Source organism: Microbacterium sp. 2FI (assembly GCF_005502885.1).
Classification (GTDB): domain Bacteria; phylum Actinomycetota; class Actinomycetes; order Actinomycetales; family Microbacteriaceae; genus Microbacterium.
On sequence record NZ_SCMR01000031.1, the window covers coordinates 14,916 to 34,456 of the forward strand.

Annotated in this window: 17 protein-coding genes; 6 read left to right on the top strand and 11 right to left on the bottom strand. The window is 71.3% G+C overall.

All coding sequences use genetic code 11. The annotated features are described in order from the left end of the window. Nucleotide 1: 1 nt before the first annotated feature. The 3 genes from FFS15_RS17590 to FFS15_RS17600 form a co-directional block, all read right to left on the bottom strand. A complete protein-coding gene (locus FFS15_RS17590; protein WP_137846353.1) occupies nt 2-1,273 on the bottom strand; it encodes a DUF6596 domain-containing protein in 1,272 nt (423 codons plus the stop codon). Continuing rightward, a complete protein-coding gene (locus FFS15_RS17595; RefSeq protein WP_137846354.1) occupies nt 1,270-1,638 on the bottom strand; it encodes a YciI family protein in 369 nt (122 codons plus the stop codon). The genes FFS15_RS17590 and FFS15_RS17595 overlap by 4 nt, the downstream gene beginning before the upstream one ends. A gap of 81 nt (nt 1,639-1,719) precedes the next feature. Further along, nucleotides 1,720-3,087, bottom strand: a complete 1,368-nt coding sequence (locus FFS15_RS17600; protein ID WP_137846355.1) for a site-2 protease family protein — start codon at nt 3,085-3,087, stop codon at nt 1,720-1,722. An 85-nt stretch (nt 3,088-3,172) separates the two neighbouring features. Here FFS15_RS17600 and FFS15_RS17605 point away from each other — a divergent pair, with 85 nt between their 5' ends. The 3 genes from FFS15_RS17605 (at nt 3,173) to FFS15_RS17615 (ending at nt 6,315) form a co-directional block, all read left to right on the top strand. Next, nucleotides 3,173-3,760 carry a hypothetical protein gene (locus FFS15_RS17605; protein ID WP_249354198.1) on the top strand — a complete coding sequence of 196 codons (588 nt, stop codon included), beginning with the start codon at nt 3,173-3,175 and terminating at the stop codon, nt 3,758-3,760. A 101-nt stretch (nt 3,761-3,861) separates the two neighbouring features. Continuing rightward, nucleotides 3,862-4,560: a YcnI family protein gene (locus FFS15_RS17610; RefSeq protein ID WP_137846356.1), complete on the top strand. Its 699-nt coding sequence runs from the start codon at nt 3,862-3,864 to the stop codon at nt 4,558-4,560. Nucleotides 4,561-4,650: 90 nt separating this feature from the next. Continuing rightward, nucleotides 4,651-6,315: a UDP-N-acetylmuramoyl-L-alanyl-D-glutamate--2,6-diaminopimelate ligase gene (locus FFS15_RS17615; RefSeq protein ID WP_171013264.1), complete on the top strand. Its 1,665-nt coding sequence runs from the start codon at nt 4,651-4,653 to the stop codon at nt 6,313-6,315. A gap of 63 nt (nt 6,316-6,378) precedes the next feature. Here FFS15_RS17615 and dxr read toward each other — a convergent pair whose 3' ends face one another. Both dxr and FFS15_RS17625 read right to left on the bottom strand, forming a co-directional pair. Beyond that, the gene (gene dxr, locus FFS15_RS17620) at nt 6,379-7,461 is read right to left on the bottom strand and encodes a 1-deoxy-D-xylulose-5-phosphate reductoisomerase (RefSeq protein ID WP_137846357.1); all 1,083 of its coding nucleotides are present in this window, start codon (nt 7,459-7,461) and stop codon (nt 6,379-6,381) included. A gap of 21 nt (nt 7,462-7,482) precedes the next feature. Next, nucleotides 7,483-8,427, bottom strand: a complete 945-nt coding sequence (locus FFS15_RS17625) for an FKBP-type peptidyl-prolyl cis-trans isomerase (RefSeq protein ID WP_137846358.1) — start codon at nt 8,425-8,427, stop codon at nt 7,483-7,485. Nucleotides 8,428-8,611: 184 nt separating this feature from the next. On the opposite strand from FFS15_RS17625, the gene FFS15_RS17630 reads away from it, so the two are divergent. After that, complete coding sequence (locus FFS15_RS17630; protein WP_249354201.1) at nt 8,612-9,313, top strand: lysophospholipid acyltransferase family protein; 702 nt, start codon at nt 8,612-8,614, stop codon at nt 9,311-9,313. Nucleotides 9,314-9,392: 79 nt separating this feature from the next. Here FFS15_RS17630 and FFS15_RS17635 read toward each other — a convergent pair whose 3' ends face one another. Continuing rightward, nucleotides 9,393-9,863: an OsmC family protein gene (locus FFS15_RS17635; RefSeq protein ID WP_137846360.1), complete on the bottom strand. Its 471-nt coding sequence runs from the start codon at nt 9,861-9,863 to the stop codon at nt 9,393-9,395. A gap of 52 nt (nt 9,864-9,915) precedes the next feature. Between FFS15_RS17635 and FFS15_RS17640 the strand changes: the two genes are divergently transcribed. Then, a complete protein-coding gene (locus FFS15_RS17640; RefSeq protein WP_137846361.1) occupies nt 9,916-10,905 on the top strand; it encodes an asparaginase in 990 nt (329 codons plus the stop codon). Nucleotides 10,906-10,961: 56 nt separating this feature from the next. Then, nucleotides 10,962-12,077 (top strand): alanine dehydrogenase, encoded by a 1,116-nt coding sequence (gene ald / locus FFS15_RS17645; protein ID WP_137846362.1) that lies wholly within the window; start codon nt 10,962-10,964, stop codon nt 12,075-12,077. 43 nt (nt 12,078-12,120) lie between these two features. Here ald and FFS15_RS17650 read toward each other — a convergent pair whose 3' ends face one another. From FFS15_RS17650 to FFS15_RS18710, 5 genes are all read right to left on the bottom strand, one after another. Next, the gene (locus FFS15_RS17650) at nt 12,121-13,686 is read right to left on the bottom strand and encodes an APC family permease (RefSeq protein ID WP_137846363.1); all 1,566 of its coding nucleotides are present in this window, start codon (nt 13,684-13,686) and stop codon (nt 12,121-12,123) included. Nucleotides 13,687-13,753: 67 nt separating this feature from the next. Further along, nucleotides 13,754-16,573, bottom strand: a complete 2,820-nt coding sequence (locus FFS15_RS17655; protein WP_137846364.1) for an FtsK/SpoIIIE domain-containing protein — start codon at nt 16,571-16,573, stop codon at nt 13,754-13,756. Between the two features lie 66 nt (nt 16,574-16,639). Beyond that, nucleotides 16,640-17,443 (bottom strand): protein phosphatase 2C domain-containing protein, encoded by an 804-nt coding sequence (locus FFS15_RS17660; RefSeq protein WP_137846365.1) that lies wholly within the window; start codon nt 17,441-17,443, stop codon nt 16,640-16,642. 108 nt (nt 17,444-17,551) lie between these two features. Then, on the bottom strand, nt 17,552-18,541 hold the full coding sequence (locus tag FFS15_RS17665) for an aldo/keto reductase (RefSeq protein WP_137846366.1): 990 nt from the start codon (nt 18,539-18,541) through the stop codon (nt 17,552-17,554). Nucleotides 18,542-18,550: 9 nt separating this feature from the next. Next, nucleotides 18,551-19,324 (bottom strand): large exoprotein, encoded by a 774-nt coding sequence (locus tag FFS15_RS18710; protein WP_171013265.1) that lies wholly within the window; start codon nt 19,322-19,324, stop codon nt 18,551-18,553. Nucleotides 19,325-19,541 lie beyond the last annotated feature (217 nt).

Here is a 19,541-nt window from a genome sequence, read left to right on the forward strand (position 1 = left end):
CTCACAGCGGGCCTGAGGTCTCGCCTGCCGCCCGACGGGCGAGCAGGCGCCGCTCCGCCTCGTTCGCGGTGAGCTGATGCGCGCGAAGGTCGGATCGCCGCGCGTCTTCGGCGCGGCCCGTCTCGCGCAGCAGCTCCGCACGGACGGCGTGCCACAGGTGCGAGCGCGATAGCGCGCCCTCGAGGGCCTCGACCTCGGCGAGCGCGGGTTCCGGCCCGTCCACGCGGGCGAGCGCGACGGCGCGGTTGAGCCTCACGACGGGTGACCGGTCGTACGCCGTCAGCATGTCGTACAGCAGCACGACCTGAAGCCAGTCGGTGGATGCGGCATCCTCGGCATCCGCGTGGCACGCCGCGATCGCGGCGTGAAGCTGCCAGCGGCCGGGGCGCCGCAGCCGCGCCGCGCGCTCGAGCGTGAACCGGGCTTCGGCGAGGAGCGCGGCATCCCATCGCGACCGATCCTGATCGGCGAGCAGGACGATCTCGCCGTCCACCGCGCGGGCGGGCTCACGCGCGCGATGGAACTGCAGGAGCGCCAGGAGTCCCCACGCCTCGGCTTCGCGCGGCAGCGCGTCGGCGATGACGCGCGCAAGCCACAGCGCATCGTCGGCGACGTCGCGATCAGCCTCGGCATCCCCGCCCGCCGTGAAGTGCGCCTCGCTGTACATCACCGACACGACCGTCAGCACGATGTCGATCCGCTCGGCGCGATCGGCGCCCTCGGGAATCCGCAGCGGAATCCCCGCGGCGCCGATCTTGCGCTTGGCGCGGACGATCCGCTGGCCGACGGCGGCGTAGGCGCTGAAGGTCGCGCGGGCGATCTGGGAGGTCGTGAGGCCGCACACCGCCCGGAGCGTCAGCGCGAGCTGCGCGTCGGGCGAGAGCGCCGGGTGGCAGCACCCGAACAGCAGCGGCAGGCGCTCGTCGGCGTCCGCGTCCGACCCCGCGACGGGCGCCTCCGCGCCGGCGGCAAGGAGAGCCAGCTTCGCGCGCAGGGTCTTGTCCCGGCGCACGCGGTCGAGGGCATTGCGCCGGGCGGCCTGCGTGAGCCATCCACCCGGGTTCGGCGGGATGCCGCCGAAGCGCCACGCACGCAGCGCCTCCTCCACAGCCTCGGCCACCGCCTCCTCGGCGATGTCGAGGCTGCGGAACGAGCGCGTGAGGGCCGCGACCGTGCGGCCGGACTCCTCGCGGACGACCCGGGCGAGGAGGACGTCGGATGCCGCGGCGGCGTCGCCCGCGGGGCGCACCGTCGCGGCATCCGGATCCGTCACTGCTCGAACTGGCTGTAGTCGGTGACCATGGGCCGGATCTCGACCGAGGATCCCGGAAGGTCCAGCGACGGCCACGTCCGCGCCATCGCGATCGCCGCGTCGAGGTCGGGGACGTCGATGATGCTGAACCCGCCGATCACCTCGCGCGCCTCCGAGAACGGTCCGTCGACCACCACCGGACCCGCGGTGTCGTGACGGACGGTCGTGGCGGTGGTGGCGGGCTCGAGCTCGGCCCCGCCCTCCTCGATCGCGTCGGCGTTGTCGACGAACCACTGGTAGATGCGGGCGTAGTCCGCTTGCAGCCGCTCGGGCGGAACCGCGGCGTCGAGGGCGGGGTCCGAGGCGAACATCAGCACATACTTCATCGGTTCTTCTCCTTCGTCAGTGGAACCGTGTCATTCCCACAGCGAACGGACAAGACCGTTTTCGACATGCGCCCGAGATTTCTACGGACCGAACAGCGAGACCGGGTTCACGATGTCGGCGAGGATCAGCACCGCCCCCATCGAGATGAGCGCGACGACGACGACGAACGTGACCGGCACGAGCTTGGTCGCATCGACCGGCGGCGGGGGTGGGCGGCGGAAGAGCTTCGCCCACGCGCGACGGATGCCGTCCCAGAGAGCGACGGCGATGTGACCGCCGTCGAGGGGCAGGAGCGGGATCAGGTTGAACACGAACAGCGCGATGTTCAGCGACGCCAGCAGCGACAGGAAGCCGGCGACGCGGTTGAGAATCGGGGCATCCGTCGCTGCGACCTCGCCCGACAGGCGCCCGGCACCCACGATGCTGAGCGGGCCGTTCGGGTCGCGCTCGCCGCCCGTGACGACCGTGACGCCGGTCTCCCACACCTTCACCGGCAGCTGCCAGATGATGCCTGATACGGCGCCGACCTGCTCGAAGGCCGCCTGCGGCCCGGCCCAGATCGGCTGGCGCAGGTATGCGACCTCTTGGCGGATGCCGGCGATGCCGACCTCCTCGGTCTGCGGCTCGCCGTCGGCACCCAGCACCTCGCGACCGAGTTCATCGGTAGCCGGTCGCGTCACCGCGACCGGGGTGAGGGTCAGCCGATGCGTCTCACCCTCGCGCTGGACGACGACGACGATCTGCTTGCCGGGAGATGCCTGGATGATCGCGGCCGCATCGGCGAAGTTCGAGATGGGAACGCCGTCGACCGCGGTGATGACGTCACCGGGCTCGATCCCGGCCGCCACAGCCGGGGCTGCCGGATCCGACGCCGCACACTCGGTGCGCTCGACGTCGGCCGGGATTATGCACTCGCTGACGGTGGAGACCGTCGTGGTCGCCGACTGCACGCCGATGCCCGACAGCAGGATCGCGAACAGCACGATCGCGAACAGCAGATTCATCGTCGGGCCGCCGAGCATGATGACGACGCGCTGCCACACGGGCAGTCGGTAGAAGACGCGGTCGTCGTCGTCGCTCAGCAGCGTCTCGTCGTTCGCGGCACGGGCGTCCTGCACCATGGTCGCGAAGAATCCGCCGCCGGCGCGGCCGGTGCGCTGCGCCGAACCGGCGGCTCCTGCAGCCTGCGCGCGCGCGATCTCCTTCGGCGACGGCGGGTACATGCCCGCCATGGAGATGTAGCCACCGAGCGGGATCGCCTTGACGCCGTACTCCGTCTCGCCGCGGCGGCGCGACCACAGCGTCGGACCGAAGCCGATCATGTACTGGCCGACGCGAACGCCGAACTTCTTCGCGGGCCACAGGTGCCCGAGTTCGTGGAGGGCGATCGACACGGCGAGCCCCACGACCATGAGCACGACCCCGATGACGAATGCGATGACTTCCACACGGCCACGGTACCCGCGTCAGGCTCCGAGTTGGCCGTGATCGTCCCGGATGCGCCGTCGGCTACGCTCGGGCCGAGGAGGAATCGTGACGCCACGCCACGTGCGCGCCCTGCGGGGCGCGGTCGGAGCGTCGATCGCGACCCTCGTCGGGGCGACAGCCCACACGCTCGCCGGCGGCGGCGCACCGTCACCCGGCGTCGTCGCAGCCGTCGCGATCCTGGCGTGGCCGCTCGCCGTCCTCCTCGCCGGACGCCGCCTCTCCGCCTGGCGCGTCGGCGCCACTGTGCTCGCGAGCCAGGCGCTGCTGCACGTCGCGTTCTCACTCACCGCGAGCGCCGACCATGTGCGCCGAGTCGCCCACGATCATCAGGCCGCGGGCGCGAGCGACCTTCTCGCGGGCGCTGAGATGTCCGGGCTGCTGCCAGATCCCGTGATGCTCGCGGGCCACGTGCTGGCGGCTGCGGCGACGATGCTCGCGCTCTACGGCGGCGAGCGGATGCTGCGCGCCCTGGGTCGCGGCATCCGGTCGGTGCTCGGGCGCTCAAGCACGCCGGCCCTGCGCCCCCTCACGCTCCCCAGCATCCCGGCGAGCGCGCCCCCCGTGCATGCCGGCGCGGTGCTGCTGTCGGACGCATCCCGTCGCGGGCCTCCCGCTTTCGTCATCGCCGTTTAGCGCGGCTTCCCCCGGCACCCGCCTCCTGCGCCCGTGCCGCTGCTCATCGCACCCCGCGCGCGGCTCGCTGCCGCGCGCACCCTGACGAAAGAGATTCCCGCATGACCCCTTCCAACACGCCCGCCCGCGCCGGCCGCACACTCGCCCTCGGCACCGCCGCCGGCATCGCTCTCGCGGTCGGCGTACCCCTCGCCGCATCCGCACATGTCACCGTGACCCCCGACGCAGCCGAGGCCGGCGCATACTCCGTGCTCACCTTCGCGTTCAGCCACGGCTGCGAGACGTCGCCCACCACGGCGCTCACGATCGGCATTCCCGACGGCGTCGACTCGCTCGCCCCGCAGATCGAGCCCGGCTGGAGCATCGAGAGCGTCGGGGCCGACGAGGGCATCCCCACCCAGGTCGTCTACACGGCCGACGCCCCTGTCGAGTCCGGGCTCCGCGCCACGGTCACCCTGCAGGTGAAGTTCGCCGAGGATGCGGCGGGCGAGACCCTCGCGTTCCCGGTGCTGCAGACGTGCACCGAGGGCGAGACCGACTGGTCCGAGCTCGCCGAAGCCGGCGCCGACCCGCATGACCTCGAAGCCCCGGCGCCGGTGGTCACCGTCGGCGAGATCGCGGCCGACGCGCACGGCGATGACGGCGGTCACGAGAACTCCGCCGCCGCCGGCGATGCCGCAGGCTCGGAGGGTGAAGCCGCCTCGCCGCTCCCCGTGATCCTCGGTACCGGCGGTCTCGTGCTCGGTGCCGCCGCGCTCGTCGTCGCGATCGCCGCGCTGCGCCGCTCACGTCGGGCCTGACACACTCCGGGGGTCGGATGCCGCAGCCGCGGCATCCGACCCCCACATCACGTGGGTGCCGAGCGCGCCGGATGAGAAGATGGATGCGCCATGCCGACCGACGCGCCCTCGAACCTTCCCCCCGTGCTCCGCCCGGACGCACCGCCCATCCACACGCTCGAGGACTTCGCCGCCCGCTTCGCGGTCGGCACCCGGGGCGACGTGGCCGGCCGCACGCTCTCGGGGATCACCCTCGCGACTGCGGACCTGCGCCCCGGCGACGTCTTCGTCGCTGTGCAGGGCGTCAACCGTCACGGCGCGGAGTTCGCCGCGACCGCCGCTGAGAAGGGCGCGGTCGCGATCGTGACCGACGCCGCCGGCGCGGATCTCGCCGCCGCGAGCGGACTGCCCGTCGTGCTGGTCGACGACCCTCGGGGGCTGCTCGGCGAGCTCTCGGCGTGGGTGTACAGCACCGGCCGCGACGATGAGCTGCCCATCCTCTTCGGCACCACCGGCACCAACGGCAAGACGAGCGTGTCTCACCTGCTCGAGGGCATCCTCGGCCAGCTCGACCTCGTCACCGGCCTGTCGTCGACGGCCGAGCGCCACATCGCCGGACACGTGATCGTCTCGCGGCTCACCACGCCCGAGGCGTACGAGATGCACGCCCTCCTCGCCCTCATGCGCGAGCGCGGCGTCGAGGCCGTCGCCGTCGAGGTGAGTGCGCAGGCACTCAGCCGCCGCCGCGTCGACGGGATCGTCTTCGACGTCGCCGGCTTCACGAACCTCACCCACGACCACCTCGACGACTACGCCGACATGCGCGAGTACTTCGAGGCGAAGCTGCCGCTGTTCCGCCCCGACCGCGCCCGGCGCGCCGTCGTCTGCGTCGACACCGCCTCGGGTGCCGAAGTGGTCGCCCGCAGCGAAGTCGAAACGGTAACGGTCGGAACGCCGGATCTGGCCGAGGATCGGGATGCCGCCGCCGCAGCCGACTGGGTCGTCGAGATCCTCGACGAGCGCCCCGACGGCACGCGGTTCCGCCTCTCGGGTCCTGACGACCGCTCGCTCACGACCGTCGTCCCCGTGATCGGCCAGCACATGGCCGCCAACGCGGGGCTCGCGATCGTCATGATCCTCGAGGGCGGCTACGCCTGGAAGCGCCTCGTCGACGCACTCGACGGCGAGCGCATCGACGCCTACCTCCCGGGGCGCACCGAGCTCGTCTCGGGCGAGCGCGGGCCCGCCGTGTACATCGACTTCGGCCACTCCCCCGACGCCTTCGAAAAGACGCTCGCCGCCGTCCGGCGCGTGACGCCCGGGAAGGTTCTGATGCTCTTCGGCGCGGACGGCGACCGCGATGCCACCAAGCGCCACGACATGGGCCGCACTGCGGTCGTGGGAAGCGACATCCTCTTCATCACCGACCATCACCCACGCCATGAGGATCCCGACTCGATCCGCGCGACGCTCCACGAGGGGGCGCTTCGCGCCCGGCCGGACGCCGACATCCGCGAGTTCTCACCGCCCGAGCGCGCGATCCTCGAGGCGGTCGCCCTCGTGGGCGAGGGCGACGCGATCCTGTGGGCGGGGCCGGGGCATCAGGACTACCGCGACATCCGCGGCGTCCGCACCCCCTACTCGGCGCGCGAACTCGCCCGTCGCGCGCTCCGCGGCGCCGGGTGGCCGGTTCCCGAGCCGCACTGGCCGGTGCCGTACCCCGACGACGAGACGCCCGCGTCCGACCCGCTGCGTCCGATCTTCCCGACGCCCTGACGCGTTTCGTCTCGCTTCGCTCGCTCAACGACCGGGAGCGACCGCGTTCACTCGCAGCGCGGGTCAGGCCGCGGCGATCGCGCGGTCGGCGGCATCCCGCGCCCAGCGCTCCGCGTCGGCGAGCGACGCCCGCGACAGCGCGCCGGGCGCCTCGTGCGTGTCCACGACCCGTTCGACGATCTCGAGGATGCCGGTGAAGGCGAGCCGCCCCTCGTGGAAGGCATCGACGGCCTGCTCATTGGCCGCGTTGAACACGGCGGGGTACGTTCCGGCCGCTCGGCCGACGCGCTTGGCGAGGCGCACGGCGGGAAACGCCTCCTCGTCGAGCGGCTCGAAGGTCCAGGATGCCGCGGCCGTCCAGTCCAGCGGACGCCCCACGCCCGCGACCCGGTTCGGCCAGTCGAGCCCGAGCGAGATCGGCAGTCGCATGTCGGGAGGCGAGGCCTGCGCGATCGTCGACCCGTCGACGAACTCGACCATCGAGTGCACGATCGACTGCGGGTGCACGACGACATCGATCTCTGCGTAGGGCACGCCGAAGAGCAGGTGCGCCTCGATGACCTCGAGGCCCTTGTTGACGAGCGTCGCCGAGTTCGTCGTCACCACGCGCCCCATGTCCCACGTCGGGTGTGCGAGCGCCTCGGCCGGCGTGACTCCGGCCAGCGACGCTCGGCTGCGACCGCGGAACGGGCCGCCTGACGCCGTGAGGACGAGCCGGCGCACCTCGGAGCGCTCCCCCGACCGAAGCGCCTGCGCGATGGCCGAATGCTCCGAGTCGACCGGAACGATCTGCCCCGGCTTCGCGATCGCGGTGACGAGGTCGCCGCCGACGATCAGCGACTCCTTGTTCGCGAGGGCAAGGGTGCGTCCGCACTCGAGCGCCGCGAGCGTCGGGCCGAGGCCGACTGACCCGGTGATGCCGTTGAGCACGACATCGGCCTCGACGTCCCGCACCAGCTGCTCGGCCTCGTCGGCGCCGAGAGCCGTGTACTCGACGCCGAACTCGGCCGCCTGCGACGCAAGCCCGGCGCGATCCGATCCCGCCGAAAGCCCCACGATCTCAAACCGTCGGGGGTTGGCCCGGATGACGTCGAGCGCCTGGGTGCCGATCGAGCCGGTCGAGCCGAGGACGAGGATGCGGCGCATCGAATCAGCCTAGCGACCGACCTATTCGGTCGCGCGCGCGGTCTCGATGATCTCGACGACGAAGACCAGGGTCTCGCCGACGAGGTCGTCGGCGTTGATCTCGCCCTCGCCGTAGCCGCACGCCGGCGGCATCGACACCAGGACGGTCGAGCCCACGGCCTGGCCCTCGAGCGCACGCTGGAACCCGGTCACGACGCCCGTCGTCTGGAAGGTCGCCGGCTCGCCGCGCTCGAAGCTCGAGTCGAAGACCGTGCCGTCGCTCCACTTGACGCCCGTGTAGTTGACCGTGACGCTGTCACCGGGCTGCACGACGTCACCGTCGCCCTCTTCGAGGACCTCGAGCTGCACCTCGGTCGGCGCGTCGGCGTCGGGGATCGTGACGGTCGGGATGCCCTCGGCCGAGAATTCGACGGTCGGGAAGTCGTCGCCCGGCTCGGTCACGGCGCACCATTCGTCGGCGGGGATGACATCGAGCACGTCGATGACGTAGACCTGAGCGCCGCTGCCGGCGTCGGGAACCGTCATCGCGATACGCGAACCCTCGGTCGCACAGCCGAAGAACGTGTCCGCACCCGAACCCAGCGTGATCGGCATCGGGGGAAGTCCGACTCCGTCGAATCCGCCCTCCTGGACCGACTCACCGGTCGTGGCGTCGAAGACGGCCAGAGCGTACGAGACGTAGTCGCCGTCTTCGATCGGGTCACCCTCGCCCTCGACGACGACGGTGCGCTCGGCGCTCTCGATCGTCAGCGGTGCGGTGAATTCGGCCGACGCGGAGACGCCGACCTCGCCGGTGACCGTGATCGACTCCACGACCTCACCCGTGGGCGCGGCGACCTCGCACAGGCCCGTGGCGGCGGTGTCGGTCGGCGTCGGCTCGGACTCCGGTGCACCGGAGGCGCAGCCGGCCAGAACGAGGGCCGACAGGACGGCGACGGAAAGAGCGGCGAGCGGGCGGATGCGCACGATGAAGACCTCGACAGAGTGGGGGCGGAGTCTCCATCCTCCCCTATCTCGACTCGTTCTGCGCTGGGAGACCCCTATGCCCGTCGTGGAATGGATTCGGGAGTACCCTCGTTCAGTGACTTCCGACCTCGTACCCGACGCGGACGACACCCCCGACCCCGGCCCTTCCGAGCCTGCGAAGCGGATGGGTGCGACCTACTGGTTCGGACGCTCGATCATCACTCCGCTCGCGCGCGTCGTGTATCGGCCGCACATCGAGGGGCGATCGAACGTGCCCAAGACAGGCCCGGTGATCTTCGCGAGCAACCACCTGTCGTTCATCGACTCCATCGCCATCCCGGTCGCCTCGCCCCGGCCGGTGCACTTCCTCGCGAAGTCGAGCTACTTCGAGAAGACCTTCTCGCGGTGGTTCTTCACCGCGATCGGCGCCGTTCCGGTGCAGCGGGGTGCCGGTCAGGCCGCCCTCGACGCACTCGACCAGCAGCGCGTGCTCCTGGAAGGCGGCAGCACCGTCGCGCTCTACCCCGAGGGCACCCGCTCGCTCGACGGGCGCCTGTACAAGGGACGAACGGGCGTCGCGTTCCTCGCCCTGCAGACCGGCGCGCCGGTCGTGCCGGTCGGACTCATCGGCACCGACGATGTCATGCCCGTCGGCGCGAAGCTCCCCTCGCTCACCCGCCGCATCACGGTGCGCTTCGGCGAGCCGCTCGAGCTTTCGCACCACGGCCCCGCCGACTCCGGCCGCGCGCGCCGGCTCGCGACCGACGACATCATGGCCGCGATCCACGCGCTCTCGGGCCAGGAGCTCGCGAACGCCTACAACGAGGTGCCTGCGCACAACCCGATCGAGCGGATCAAGCAGGTCCTTCCACACGAGCGTCGCTGACCGCCCGCCCCTGCCGTTTACGGACGGAACACGCCGCGACGGGACCGACGCCCCGCGGCGTGTTCCGTCCGTAATCGGATCAGGCGACAGCGATCGTCGGCTCGTGCCGCACGGGGAAGTTCACCGAGTTGGCGATGAAGCACCATTCGTTCGCCTGCGCGTGCGCGGCGGTCGCGGCATCCGTCATCGACGCATCGGCGATCGTCACGCGAGGACGCAGCACCACCTCGCGGAACGCGCCGCCGCCCCGCCCATCTTCGACCATGATCCCTGACGCCGCGTCTTCGTAGCCGACGACGACGACGCCTGCCTGTACGCACGCGTGCAGGTACGACAGCAGATGGCATTCGCTGAGGGCTGCCAGGAGCAGGTCCTCGGGGTTCCAGCGCGTCGGGTCGCCGCGGAACGGCTTGTCGGATGACGCGAGCAGCGCGGGCTTGCCCTCGATCTCGATCGTCACGGCACGGTCGTAGTCGCGGTATCCCGACGTGCCGCTGCCGCGGTCGCCCGTCCACGTCGTCCGGACGGAGTATCGATGCTCACCGAACATGCGCAACAGTCTGTCATGCGAGGGGTCGCGGCCTCGGCGGTAGGCTGGCCGGGTGCCGCAGACCTTCGCAGCGTCCGACGCCGTCGAGCTCGCCGTCGTCGAGCGAAGCGGCTTCGTCGAGTCCCGTCACGCGGGCATCGCCATCGTCCTCGGCGCCGACGGCACCCTGGTCGAGAGGATCGGCGACCCGACGGCCCTGATCCTGCCGCGCTCGAGCCTCAAGCCGCTTCAGGCGCTGGCCTGTCTCGCAGCCGGCGCGCCGCTCGAGGGCGAGCGCCTGGGGCTTTCGACGGCAAGCCATTCGGGCACCGACCGTCATGTCGCCGTCGTCCGGGACATCCTCGACGCCGCCGCCCTCGGCGAGGAGGCCCTCGGCTGCCCGGCGGCCTGGCCCGGCGACACAGCCACCCGCGACGAACTCGTCCGCGATCACGCCGAGCCCTCCCGCATCCGCATGAACTGCTCGGGCAAGCATGCCGCGATGCTTCTGACGTGCGTCACGAACGGGTGGGACCCGGCGGGATACCTCGACGCGCAGCATCCCCTCCAAGCGCACATCCGCGATGTCATCGAGCGGCTCATCGGCGAGAAGGTCGCCGCGACCGCGATCGACGGATGCGGCGCACCGGTGTACGCGATGACGCTCTTCGGCCTCGCACGCGCTGTCCATCGCATCGGCGGCTCGTCGAAGACCTCGCCGTTCGCGCTGCACCGCAGCGCGGGTGCGCTCGTCGAGGCTGTACGGGAGCACCCGTGGACGATCGACGGCCCCGGCAGGCCCGACACGATCGCCATCGAGCGACTCGGCGTCTTCGCCAAGGGCGGCGCCGAAGGGGTCATGGTGATGGTCGCTCCCGACGGCACGACCGTCGCCCTCAAGATGCTCGACGGCTCGGGCCGCGCGGCCACCGCGGTCGCGCTGCGGCTGCTCGAACGCGCCGGAGCGCTCGCCCCGGCGGCTGTCGCCGAGACCATGTCTGCACTTTCGCTGTCGGTCCTCGGCGGCGGAGAGGCTGTCGGGGCGATCCGCCCCGCTTTCTAGAGGCGCTCCCACAAGGAGCCCGAGCGCTCCAACGGCGGAGCGGAAAGGACCACGCGATGAGGATCAGCGTCCCCACCGAAGTGAAGAACAACGAGTACCGGGTGGCACTGACGCCGGCCGGCGTGTACGACCTGGTGGCATCCGGCCACGAGGTGTTCGTGCAGCGCGGCGCGGGGCTCGGCTCGTCGATGCCGGATGCCGAGTACGAAGCGGCCGGAGCGACCCTCCTCGACGATCCGGCAGAGGTCTGGGCTCGCGCCGAGCTGCTGCTGAAGGTCAAGGAGCCGATCGCGAGCGAGTACGGGTACTTCCGCGACGACCTCGTGCTCTTCACCTACCTGCACCTCGCCGCCGACCGACCACTGACCGATCGGCTCGTCGCCGACGGCGTGACGGCGATCGCGTACGAGACCGTCCAGGCGGCGGGCGGCGGGCTGCCGCTCCTCGCCCCCATGAGCGAAGTGGCCGGGCGCCTCGCGCCGATGGTCGGCGCGTCGACGCTCATGCGCTCGGCCGGGGGCCTCGGCCTCTTGATGTCGGGCGTCCCCGGCACCCGCCCCGCGGTGGTCACCGTGATCGGCGGCGGCGTGGCCGGCGCCAACGCCGCGGTCATCGCCGTCGGCATGGGCGCCGACGTCACGGTGTTCGACACCAACGTGCAGCGGCTGCGGTACCTCGACGACCACTTCCAGGGGCGCGTGAAGACCGCGGCATCCAATCCCCTCGACCTCGACCGGGCCGTCGTCTCGTCGGATCTCGTGATCGGCTCGGTGCTCATTCCGGGCGCGAAGGCGCCCAAGCTCGTCACGAACGACATGGTCTCGCGCATGCGTCCGGGCTCGGTGCTCGTCGACATCGCCGTCGACCAGGGTGGCTGCTTCGAAGACACCCACCCGACGACCCACGCCGACCCGACGTTCGAGGTGCACGGCAGCATCTTCTACTGCGTCGCCAACATGCCGGGCGCCGTGCCGAACACGTCGACGTCGGCCCTCACGAACGCCACGCTCCCCTACATCCGCCAGGTAGCCCGGCGCGGGTGGAAGGAAGCGCTGCGTGCCGACGCGGGCCTCGCGGCGGGCCTCAACACTCACGGCGGCGCGGTCGTGAACGCCGGGGTCGCGACGGCGCACGAGCTCGACCTCGCCTCACTCGAGGCGGCACTGGTCTGACGTCGGTCTCGTCGCCCGGCTCACCACAGTCGGGCGACGAGCGTCAGGCGAGCCCGCCGTCGATCGATCGGCTGAAGTCGCTCGGGTCTTCGGGGACGAGCACAGCCGTCTCGCGGTTCAGGCTCTCGCCGCGGAAGAACGGCTTCGCGCGAGGGAAGAAGAACCAGAGGAACATCAGCAGCACGCCGAACGCCAGCGCTCCGATGCCCATGACGAACGTGCCGCCGATCCCGAGCAGCACCGTGTAGCCGTAGTCGACGTTGTACATGTCGATCGCGGACTGCACGAACGCATACGTCAGCATCAGCGCGCCGAGGAGCGGGAAGAGGAAGCGGTAGAAGAAGTTGCGCGCCGAGTCGAACAGCGCGCGACGGAAGTACCAGACGCACGCGTACCCGGTGATCGCGTAGTAGAACGCGATCGCGAGCCCGAGCGAGAGGATCGAGTCCTGCAGGATGTTGTCGCTGATGAGCGTGAGACCCACGTAGTAGACGATCGCGACGATGCCCATGACCAGCGTCGAGAAGGACGGCGTCTTGTACTGCGGGTGCACCGTCGCGAAGCGCCTCGGGAGCGCCTTGTACGCGGCCATGGCCAGCGTGCCGCGGGCAGTGGGAAGGATCGTGGTCTGCGTCGACGAGATCGCCGAGATCATGACGGCCACGACGAGCACCCACCCGAGCGGGCCGAGAAGACCGTCCTTGATCGCCAGGAAGAAGTCGTCGGCGTTCGCCTCGTTGCCGAGCCCGGTGCCGGTCTCGCCGAGGCCCGCGTACATCATCGCGGCGACCGTGACGCCGACGTAGGTGAACAGGAGGATCACGGTCGTCAGCAGCGCCGCGCGGCCGGGGATGCGCTTGGGGTCCTTCGTCTCCTCATTGAGGGCGAGACACGTGTCCCAGCCCCAGTAGATGAACAGTGCGAGGAGGATCGCCTCGACGAATCCGCTCCATTCGGTGAAGGCGAACGGGTTGAACCACGCCCAGTCGAACGGCGTCGGGTCCGGGGCTGTGCCCGCGAAGAAGTGCCACAGCGCCGCGACGACGAAGACGACGAGGGCGACGTACTGGATGGCCAGAAGGACGTTCTGGATGCGCTCGCCGATCTCGACGCCGCGCCAGCTCACCCAGGTCATCGCCGCGATGAACACGACGCCGGTCGCCGTGACGAGCGGCACGTTGTCGGCGAGGAGCGCATCTTCCGACGTCCCGACGATGCCGTCGACGAGCGCCCAGAAGTAGATGCCGGCGATCTGCGCGAGGTTCGCGAGCACCACCATGCCCGCCACCGCGACACCCCAGCCGCCGAGCCACCCCACCCACGGACCGAACGCCTTCGTGCCCCACGTGAAGGTCGTGCCGCAGTCGGGAACGTCGTTGTTCAGCTCGCGATACGCGAAGGCGATGAACAGCATCGGGATGAACGCGACGACGAAGGCGATGGGCGCCTGGGCGCCTACCGCGAGGACGACGAATCCGAGCGTCGCGACGAGCGAGTACACGGGGGCGGTCGAGGCGAGCCCGATGACCGTCGATCCCCAGAGCCCGAGCGTCCCTGCCGCGAGTCCTTTGCCGTCCGGTCGCTGAAGGTCGATCGGAGTTGTAGCCACAGAGCGAAGGTATGCGCCCCGCCGAGGCCGGTCAAGACGCGCGCCTGCGACGGACCGACCGGACCTGCTATCCCGGAAGGACGATGCGGACGGGCTCGGCACCGGCCGCAAGAAGCCACGCACGCGCCCTGCCGGGTTCGCAATAGGGCGGGATCGTGCGGCTTCCGGCGAGCACCCGCAGCTCGGCCGCGCACGACGAGTCGACCACGAGATCGTGATCGCCTCGCACCTCGGCGAGAATCCGCCAGTTCCGCTGCCAGTCGTCGGGCTCGCCGAAGACCACAACCCGCGAGTCCGCGGGAGGATCGGCGGCGGCGTAGTCGTCGACGGAGAGCACGCGGACGCCGCTCGCCTCCCACTCCGCCTGCGCGGCACGGGCGGCGGGCGAGCGTCGTGTCACCAGCCCGGTGAGAGCACCCGTCGGGGCCCACGTCCGAGGCTGCAGAGCCGAGGAGGGCGGCGCGGGCGCGACGAGGGCGATCTGCACCGCAAGGGAGTCGAAGCGCGCGCGGCCGGGCGGGGGGCCGGCGACGAAGTGCGCCGGGTCTCCTCCGGCCGCGACGTGATCCGAGCGCGTCGGCAGCGCCAGCAGCACCCGGCGCGGCAGCAGTTCGGCCAGACGCATGACGGGGCCGGCGAGACGCTGAGCGGATGCCGCGACGAGCACGCCGTGCGCACCTGCGGTGCGCACGATCGATTCCAGGCGTTCGAGGAACGCGTGCGCGTGGTCGGGAGGGAAGAGCCCCGGCAGAGCGTCGAGGTCGTCGATCAGCACGAGCGTGCCCGAGTCAGGGGGCGCGTCGACGAGGGCTGCAACGGCATCCCACGCCCCTTCCGCGCTTCGCGGGATGCGGATGATCATGCCCGGCGCCTGGCTCGCGAGCACCGCAAGGGCGTTCGTCTTTCCGGAACCGGCGGCGCCCACGACGAGAAGCCCTCGATCGTGGATGCGAAGCCCGACAGGCACCTGACGCTGGTGCTCGGGCTCGTCCGAGAGGCCGAGAAGCATCAGCTCCTCCTCGTGCGACGCGGCGCGCAGCCGCTCGAGCGGCAGCCGCGACGGCAGCGGCGCCAGCCACGGCCGGCGCGGCGCATCGTCCGCAACGGCTTCGATGGCCGCGATGTCTGCGGCGTCCGAGAGCGCCACCGTCACCCGCCGGGCTTCGGCGTCACCCGCGCGGCGGATCATCGCAAGACCCCGGCCCGCCGCGCCGCCGGGTAGCTGCGCCGCCTCATCGGTGCCGATCACCAGCCTGCTGTCGGCGGCGTCCGCCACCCGCAGGCTCACCCGCAGCGGGCAGTTCGCCAGCACGCTCTCGCGGATCACGCCCGCCGCCCGCTGCGTGCCGAGCACGAGGTGCATGCCGAGGGCGCGGCCACGTGCGGCAATGTCGGCGAAGACGGCGTTGAGCTCGGGATGATCGCCCAGCAGCGCCGCGAACTCGTCGACGACGATCACCAGGCGCGGAATTCGTACGCGCGGATCGCGGATGTCGCGAGCACCGACGCGGGCGATCTCGGCCTCGCGCCAGCGCACTTCGGCACGAAGGCTCTCGATCGCACGGCGGGCACCCGCGCCGTCGAGATCGGTGATCACGCCGGTGACGTGCGGGAGCCCTGCCAGCGGGTCGAACGCGGTCCCGCCTTTGAAGTCGGCGAGCAGGAAGGTGACCTCGCGCGTGCTGCGGGTCGCGCACAGTGCGACGATCCAGGTGAGCAGCAGCTCGCTCTTGCCCGAGCCGGTTACTCCGGTGACGACGGCATGGGGCCCGTCGGCGACCAGATCGATCACAACGGGTGCGCCGGCGGCCACTCCCACCACGGCCGGGAGGCCGTCGCCGGGATCGGCCGGCGAACTCGCCAGGAGGGGTCCGAGCGCGATAGGCCCGTCGGCGTTCCTCGTCCAGCCGAGTGTGCGTTCCGCGCGCGAGGCGAGCTCGGCCGCGATCGCGGTCGCCTGCTCGCGCGCGATCGCCTCGATCGACACCTCGGCGGCCTCGCCGTGGTGCAGCGCGCGGGCGCGCTCGGGGGCGTCCACCGTGAGCACAGTCGCGCATCGTGGCGGCAGCGGGTCTCCCGGTGCGCGCACGGCGAGGGCGATGTCGGCGTCGTCAGGCACCGGATCGTGGCGCCCGACCAGGGCGAGGCGAAGACCAGAGGTGGCGCGCCGATGCGGCAGCTCCTCGGCCCACGCGAGATCCGGGCCGAGCGTGCCGACGATCCGCAGATCACCCGGAGCGTGCGCCAAGCACAGCTGGAGTGCGAGCGCACGCTGCACCGCCGCCGACAGCACCGGCGACCCCACGATGACGACGCCGTCCGCGGCCGGGACGGTGACGGGCGCGAGCGCGAGGCGTGCCGCGCGGGCGCGCAGAGCCGCGGCATCCGCATCGCCCTCGCCGCCCGTGACGCGCAAAGCGCTCGCGACCTCACCTGCTCCGATGACGAGCGCGACCCCGCGTGTCGGCACGGGGCGCCAGATCTCGTCGCTGCGCAGCGCGAATCCTGAGACATCGGGATGCCGGGTCCAGCGGCGCCGGCGCTCGAGGTCGTGCCGACGCACGATCGCGTCACTCACACGCGCGCGCTCCGCCTTCGCCGCGGCGTCGGCGATGCGACGGGCCCGACGAGCGCCCCGGCCGGCATCGAGCAGCGTCGCGACCGCGATCAGCGGACCGAGGAGGGCGAGCCAGAGTGCGAGGGTCGACCCCATCACCAGCCACAGCGCGACCGCGCCGATGACGGGCACGATGCTCGCCATGATCGGGATGCCTGGGCGCGGAGGCGGCGTCCACGCCGCCGGCAGCACGAGAGGCTCGGTGTCGGCGGCTTCGACGGGCTCGAGGAGGGACGGAGCATGCGTGGGGGTGAACGCGGCGATGGTCACGCACTCAGTCCACCGCGACGCTCGTCGGCTTCGCGGCGCGGCGTGTCGATCTGTGGAGAGCGCCGCTCAGGTGGCGGCTGGGGAGGAACCGGTGGCCGGTGCGCTCGCATCGACGACGTCGAGCACGATGATCGTGATGTTGTCGCGACCGCCGTTCTCGAGCGCTGCGGCGAGCATCGCCGTCGCTGCGGCGGCGGGATCTTCGTTCTCGTCGAGGAAGTGACGGATGCCGTAGTCGGTGAGCTCTTTCGTGAGCCCGTCCGAGCAGATCACGAAGCGATCGCCCGAGACGACGTCCAGGCGCACGTAGTCGGGGGTGACACTGTCGCTCGGTCCGACGGCGCGCGTGATCACATTGCCGTAGGGGTGGTTCTCGGCCTCTTCAGGACTCAGCCTGCCCGAGGCCACGAGCTCTTGCACGACCGAGTGATCCGTCGTCACCTGCACGATCGATCCGTCACGGACGAGATACACGCGCGAGTCGCCGATGTTGAGGGTCACCCAGTGCGCCGCCTCCCCCGAGGTGTCGAGGTAGACGCCGGTCAGCGTCGTGCCGGTGCCGTCGTCGGTGGCGTCGGGATGTGCGGCGATGTCCTTCACCGCGCGAAGGAGCGCCTTCTCGATCGCCTTGGGCGTGACGGTTCCGGCGTCGGCGACGCCGCGCATGCGAGCGATCGTGGTGGCGCTGGCGATTTCGCCGCCGACGTGTCCGCCCATGCCGTCGGCGACGACGAACAGCGGGAAGTCCGCGAACACGGCGTCCTGGTTGACCTCACGTCGACGCCCGGTGTCGGTCACGGCCGCCCAGGAGAGGTCGAGGGCACCGTGCGGAATCCGCACGCGCTGGGACTGGGTGGATACCTCGGGCACGCCGTGATCCTCCCCATCGGCTGGCGGCGACGCTCCGGCCGATCGGCCGGGCGCGTCCTCACATACTAGTGGGTTCGTGTCGGACGCCCTCGGCGGCGCCCCCGACGGTCAGACCCGCCCGCCGGGATCCTCGGGCAGTGGGAAGAGCGCATCGATCTGCGCCAGGTCGTCGGCCGTGGGTGTCCACGCCGTCGCGGCAGCGGCGTTCGAGCGCACCTGGTCGGGGCTCGTCGCCCCCGCGATGACGCTCGCCAGCGAAGGTCGCGCGAGCAGCCAGCCGAAGGTCGCCTCGAGCATCGTGATCCCGCGCTCGTCGCAGAATGCGCGGTACTGCTCGAGCGCATCCCACGGCGCGTCCTCCCATACGTGCTGGCGCTGGCGCATGATGCGGGAATCGGCGGGAGCGTGATCGCGGGTGAACTTGCCGGTGAGCAGTCCGTTGTGAAGCGGGAAATATGGCAGGAATCCCACGCCGAACCGCTCCGTGGCCGGCAGCACCTCACGCTCGGCGGCGCGCGCGAGCAGGCTGTAATGATTCTGCGCCGACACGAAGCGGATGCCGCCGCGCTCGGCCGCGACGTAGTGCGCTTCGGCGATCTGCCATCCGGCGAGGTTGGAGTGCCCGAGGTAGCGCACCTTGCCCTCGCGGACGAGGTCGCCGAGAGCATCGAGCGTCTCCTCTATGGGCGTCAGCGGGTCGGGGGTGTGGAGTTGATAGAGGTCGATCCACTCGGTCTGCAGCCGGGTGAGCGACCCTTCAACGGCGCGTCGGATGTAGGAGCGCGAGCCCTTGGCCCCGGACGCCGGGTAGCCGATATCGCGACCGGAGTGCCCGAACTTCGTCGCCAGCACGACCTCGTCGCGCCGACCGCGCAGCGCCTCGCCCATGAGGCTCTCGGAGAGCCCCGGGTCGCGGCCGTACATGTCGGCGGTGTCGAGGAAGGTCACGCCCGCCTCGATCGCGGCATCCAGCACCTCGCGGGTGCCTTCGATGGTCTCGGTGCGGGTCCCCGGACGCCCGAAGTTGTTGCAGCCGAGGCCGACGGCCGAGACGAGGAGTCCGGAGGCGCCGACGCGGCGCAGAGGAACGGAGGTCATCCCTCCACGCTACGGCTTCGGCGGCTCCGGTGCTGCCGGAGGCTCGGGCGTGATCGGCGGCTCGGGCGCTGCGGGCGGCGCCGTGGGGGGTTCCGGTGCGGCCGGCGGCGGGGTGGTCGAAGGAGGCGCGGCCGGCGGCGGGGTCGGTGCGCCGTAGCCCGACGGCGGAGCGGGCGGCGCGTAGCCGGTCGGTCCGACCGGAGGCTGCGCACCCGGTGCGGGGTACCCGGCGGGCGGGTAGGCACCGCCGGCGGGCGGGCCGGCGGCCGCAGCCGCGGGCTGCACGGGGATCCCCTGCCACACCGTCGTGTCCTTCAGGAAGGAGTTCTGCCACGGCGACGGCGCGACGTTCGGGTTCCACGTCGACGCGCCGAACGCGAGGATGCCGAGCCAGATGATGGGACCGAGTCCTGGGATCAGCCACAGCAGCAGCAGTGGCCATTCCTGCCCGAGCTTCAGGCCCACGCGCCAGCTCGCCATGACGCCGACGGCGAGGGCTGCGAGGGAGAGTATCCAGCCGATGGCCGGCACCTGCCCCAAGATTGCGGACGCTGCGACGGCACCGAGCATGACCCACGGCGAGAGATCGCCGAGCTTTGCGAAGACCATCGTGTTGTACACCGGCACCCAGGCGCGCCATCTGCCCTGGACGCCCGCCTTGTCGAACACCTTCATGAGGAAGAACGATCCGATGACATAGCCGGCGAGGGACAGCACGATCAGAATCGGCAGGAACACCAGCCAGAAGGCGACCATCGCGCCAAAGCCGTCGTAATCAGACATCAAAGCCCCGTTTCCCGTGGTCACCGCTCGTCAGACCGACGCGCGTCGCCGCTGCGCTCATCGTAGCGAGGTCGCGACGCGCGACGCACGATCACGCGGTCGTGTCGAGGCATGGGTAGCCTGGCGCACAGCGCTGACATGAGTCCGACCGCGGAAGGAACCCCGATGAGCGACACCACTCCCCCCGTCCCCCCGCTGCCGCCGCGCCCTGCCGCCG

What these genes read in the sequence shown, in the direction of transcription:
- FFS15_RS17615 (WP_171013264.1), top strand. Translation starts at nt 4,651, where the DNA reads ATGCCGACCGACGCGCCCTCGAACCTTCCCCCCGTGCTCCGCCCGGAC.
- dxr (WP_137846357.1), bottom strand. Translation starts at nt 7,461, where the DNA reads ATGCGCCGCATCCTCGTCCTCGGCTCGACCGGCTCGATCGGCACCCAG.
- FFS15_RS17610 (WP_137846356.1), top strand. Translation starts at nt 3,862, where the DNA reads ATGACCCCTTCCAACACGCCCGCCCGCGCCGGCCGCACACTCGCCCTC.
- FFS15_RS17595 (WP_137846354.1), bottom strand. Translation starts at nt 1,638, where the DNA reads ATGAAGTATGTGCTGATGTTCGCCTCGGACCCCGCCCTCGACGCCGCG.
- FFS15_RS17630 (WP_249354201.1), top strand. Translation starts at nt 8,612, where the DNA reads ATGGGTGCGACCTACTGGTTCGGACGCTCGATCATCACTCCGCTCGCG.
- FFS15_RS17635 (WP_137846360.1), bottom strand. Translation starts at nt 9,863, where the DNA reads ATGTTCGGTGAGCATCGATACTCCGTCCGGACGACGTGGACGGGCGAC.
- FFS15_RS17665 (WP_137846366.1), bottom strand. Translation starts at nt 18,541, where the DNA reads ATGACCTCCGTTCCTCTGCGCCGCGTCGGCGCCTCCGGACTCCTCGTC.
- ald (WP_137846362.1), top strand. Translation starts at nt 10,962, where the DNA reads ATGAGGATCAGCGTCCCCACCGAAGTGAAGAACAACGAGTACCGGGTG.
- FFS15_RS18710 (WP_171013265.1), bottom strand. Translation starts at nt 19,324, where the DNA reads ATGTCTGATTACGACGGCTTTGGCGCGATGGTCGCCTTCTGGCTGGTG.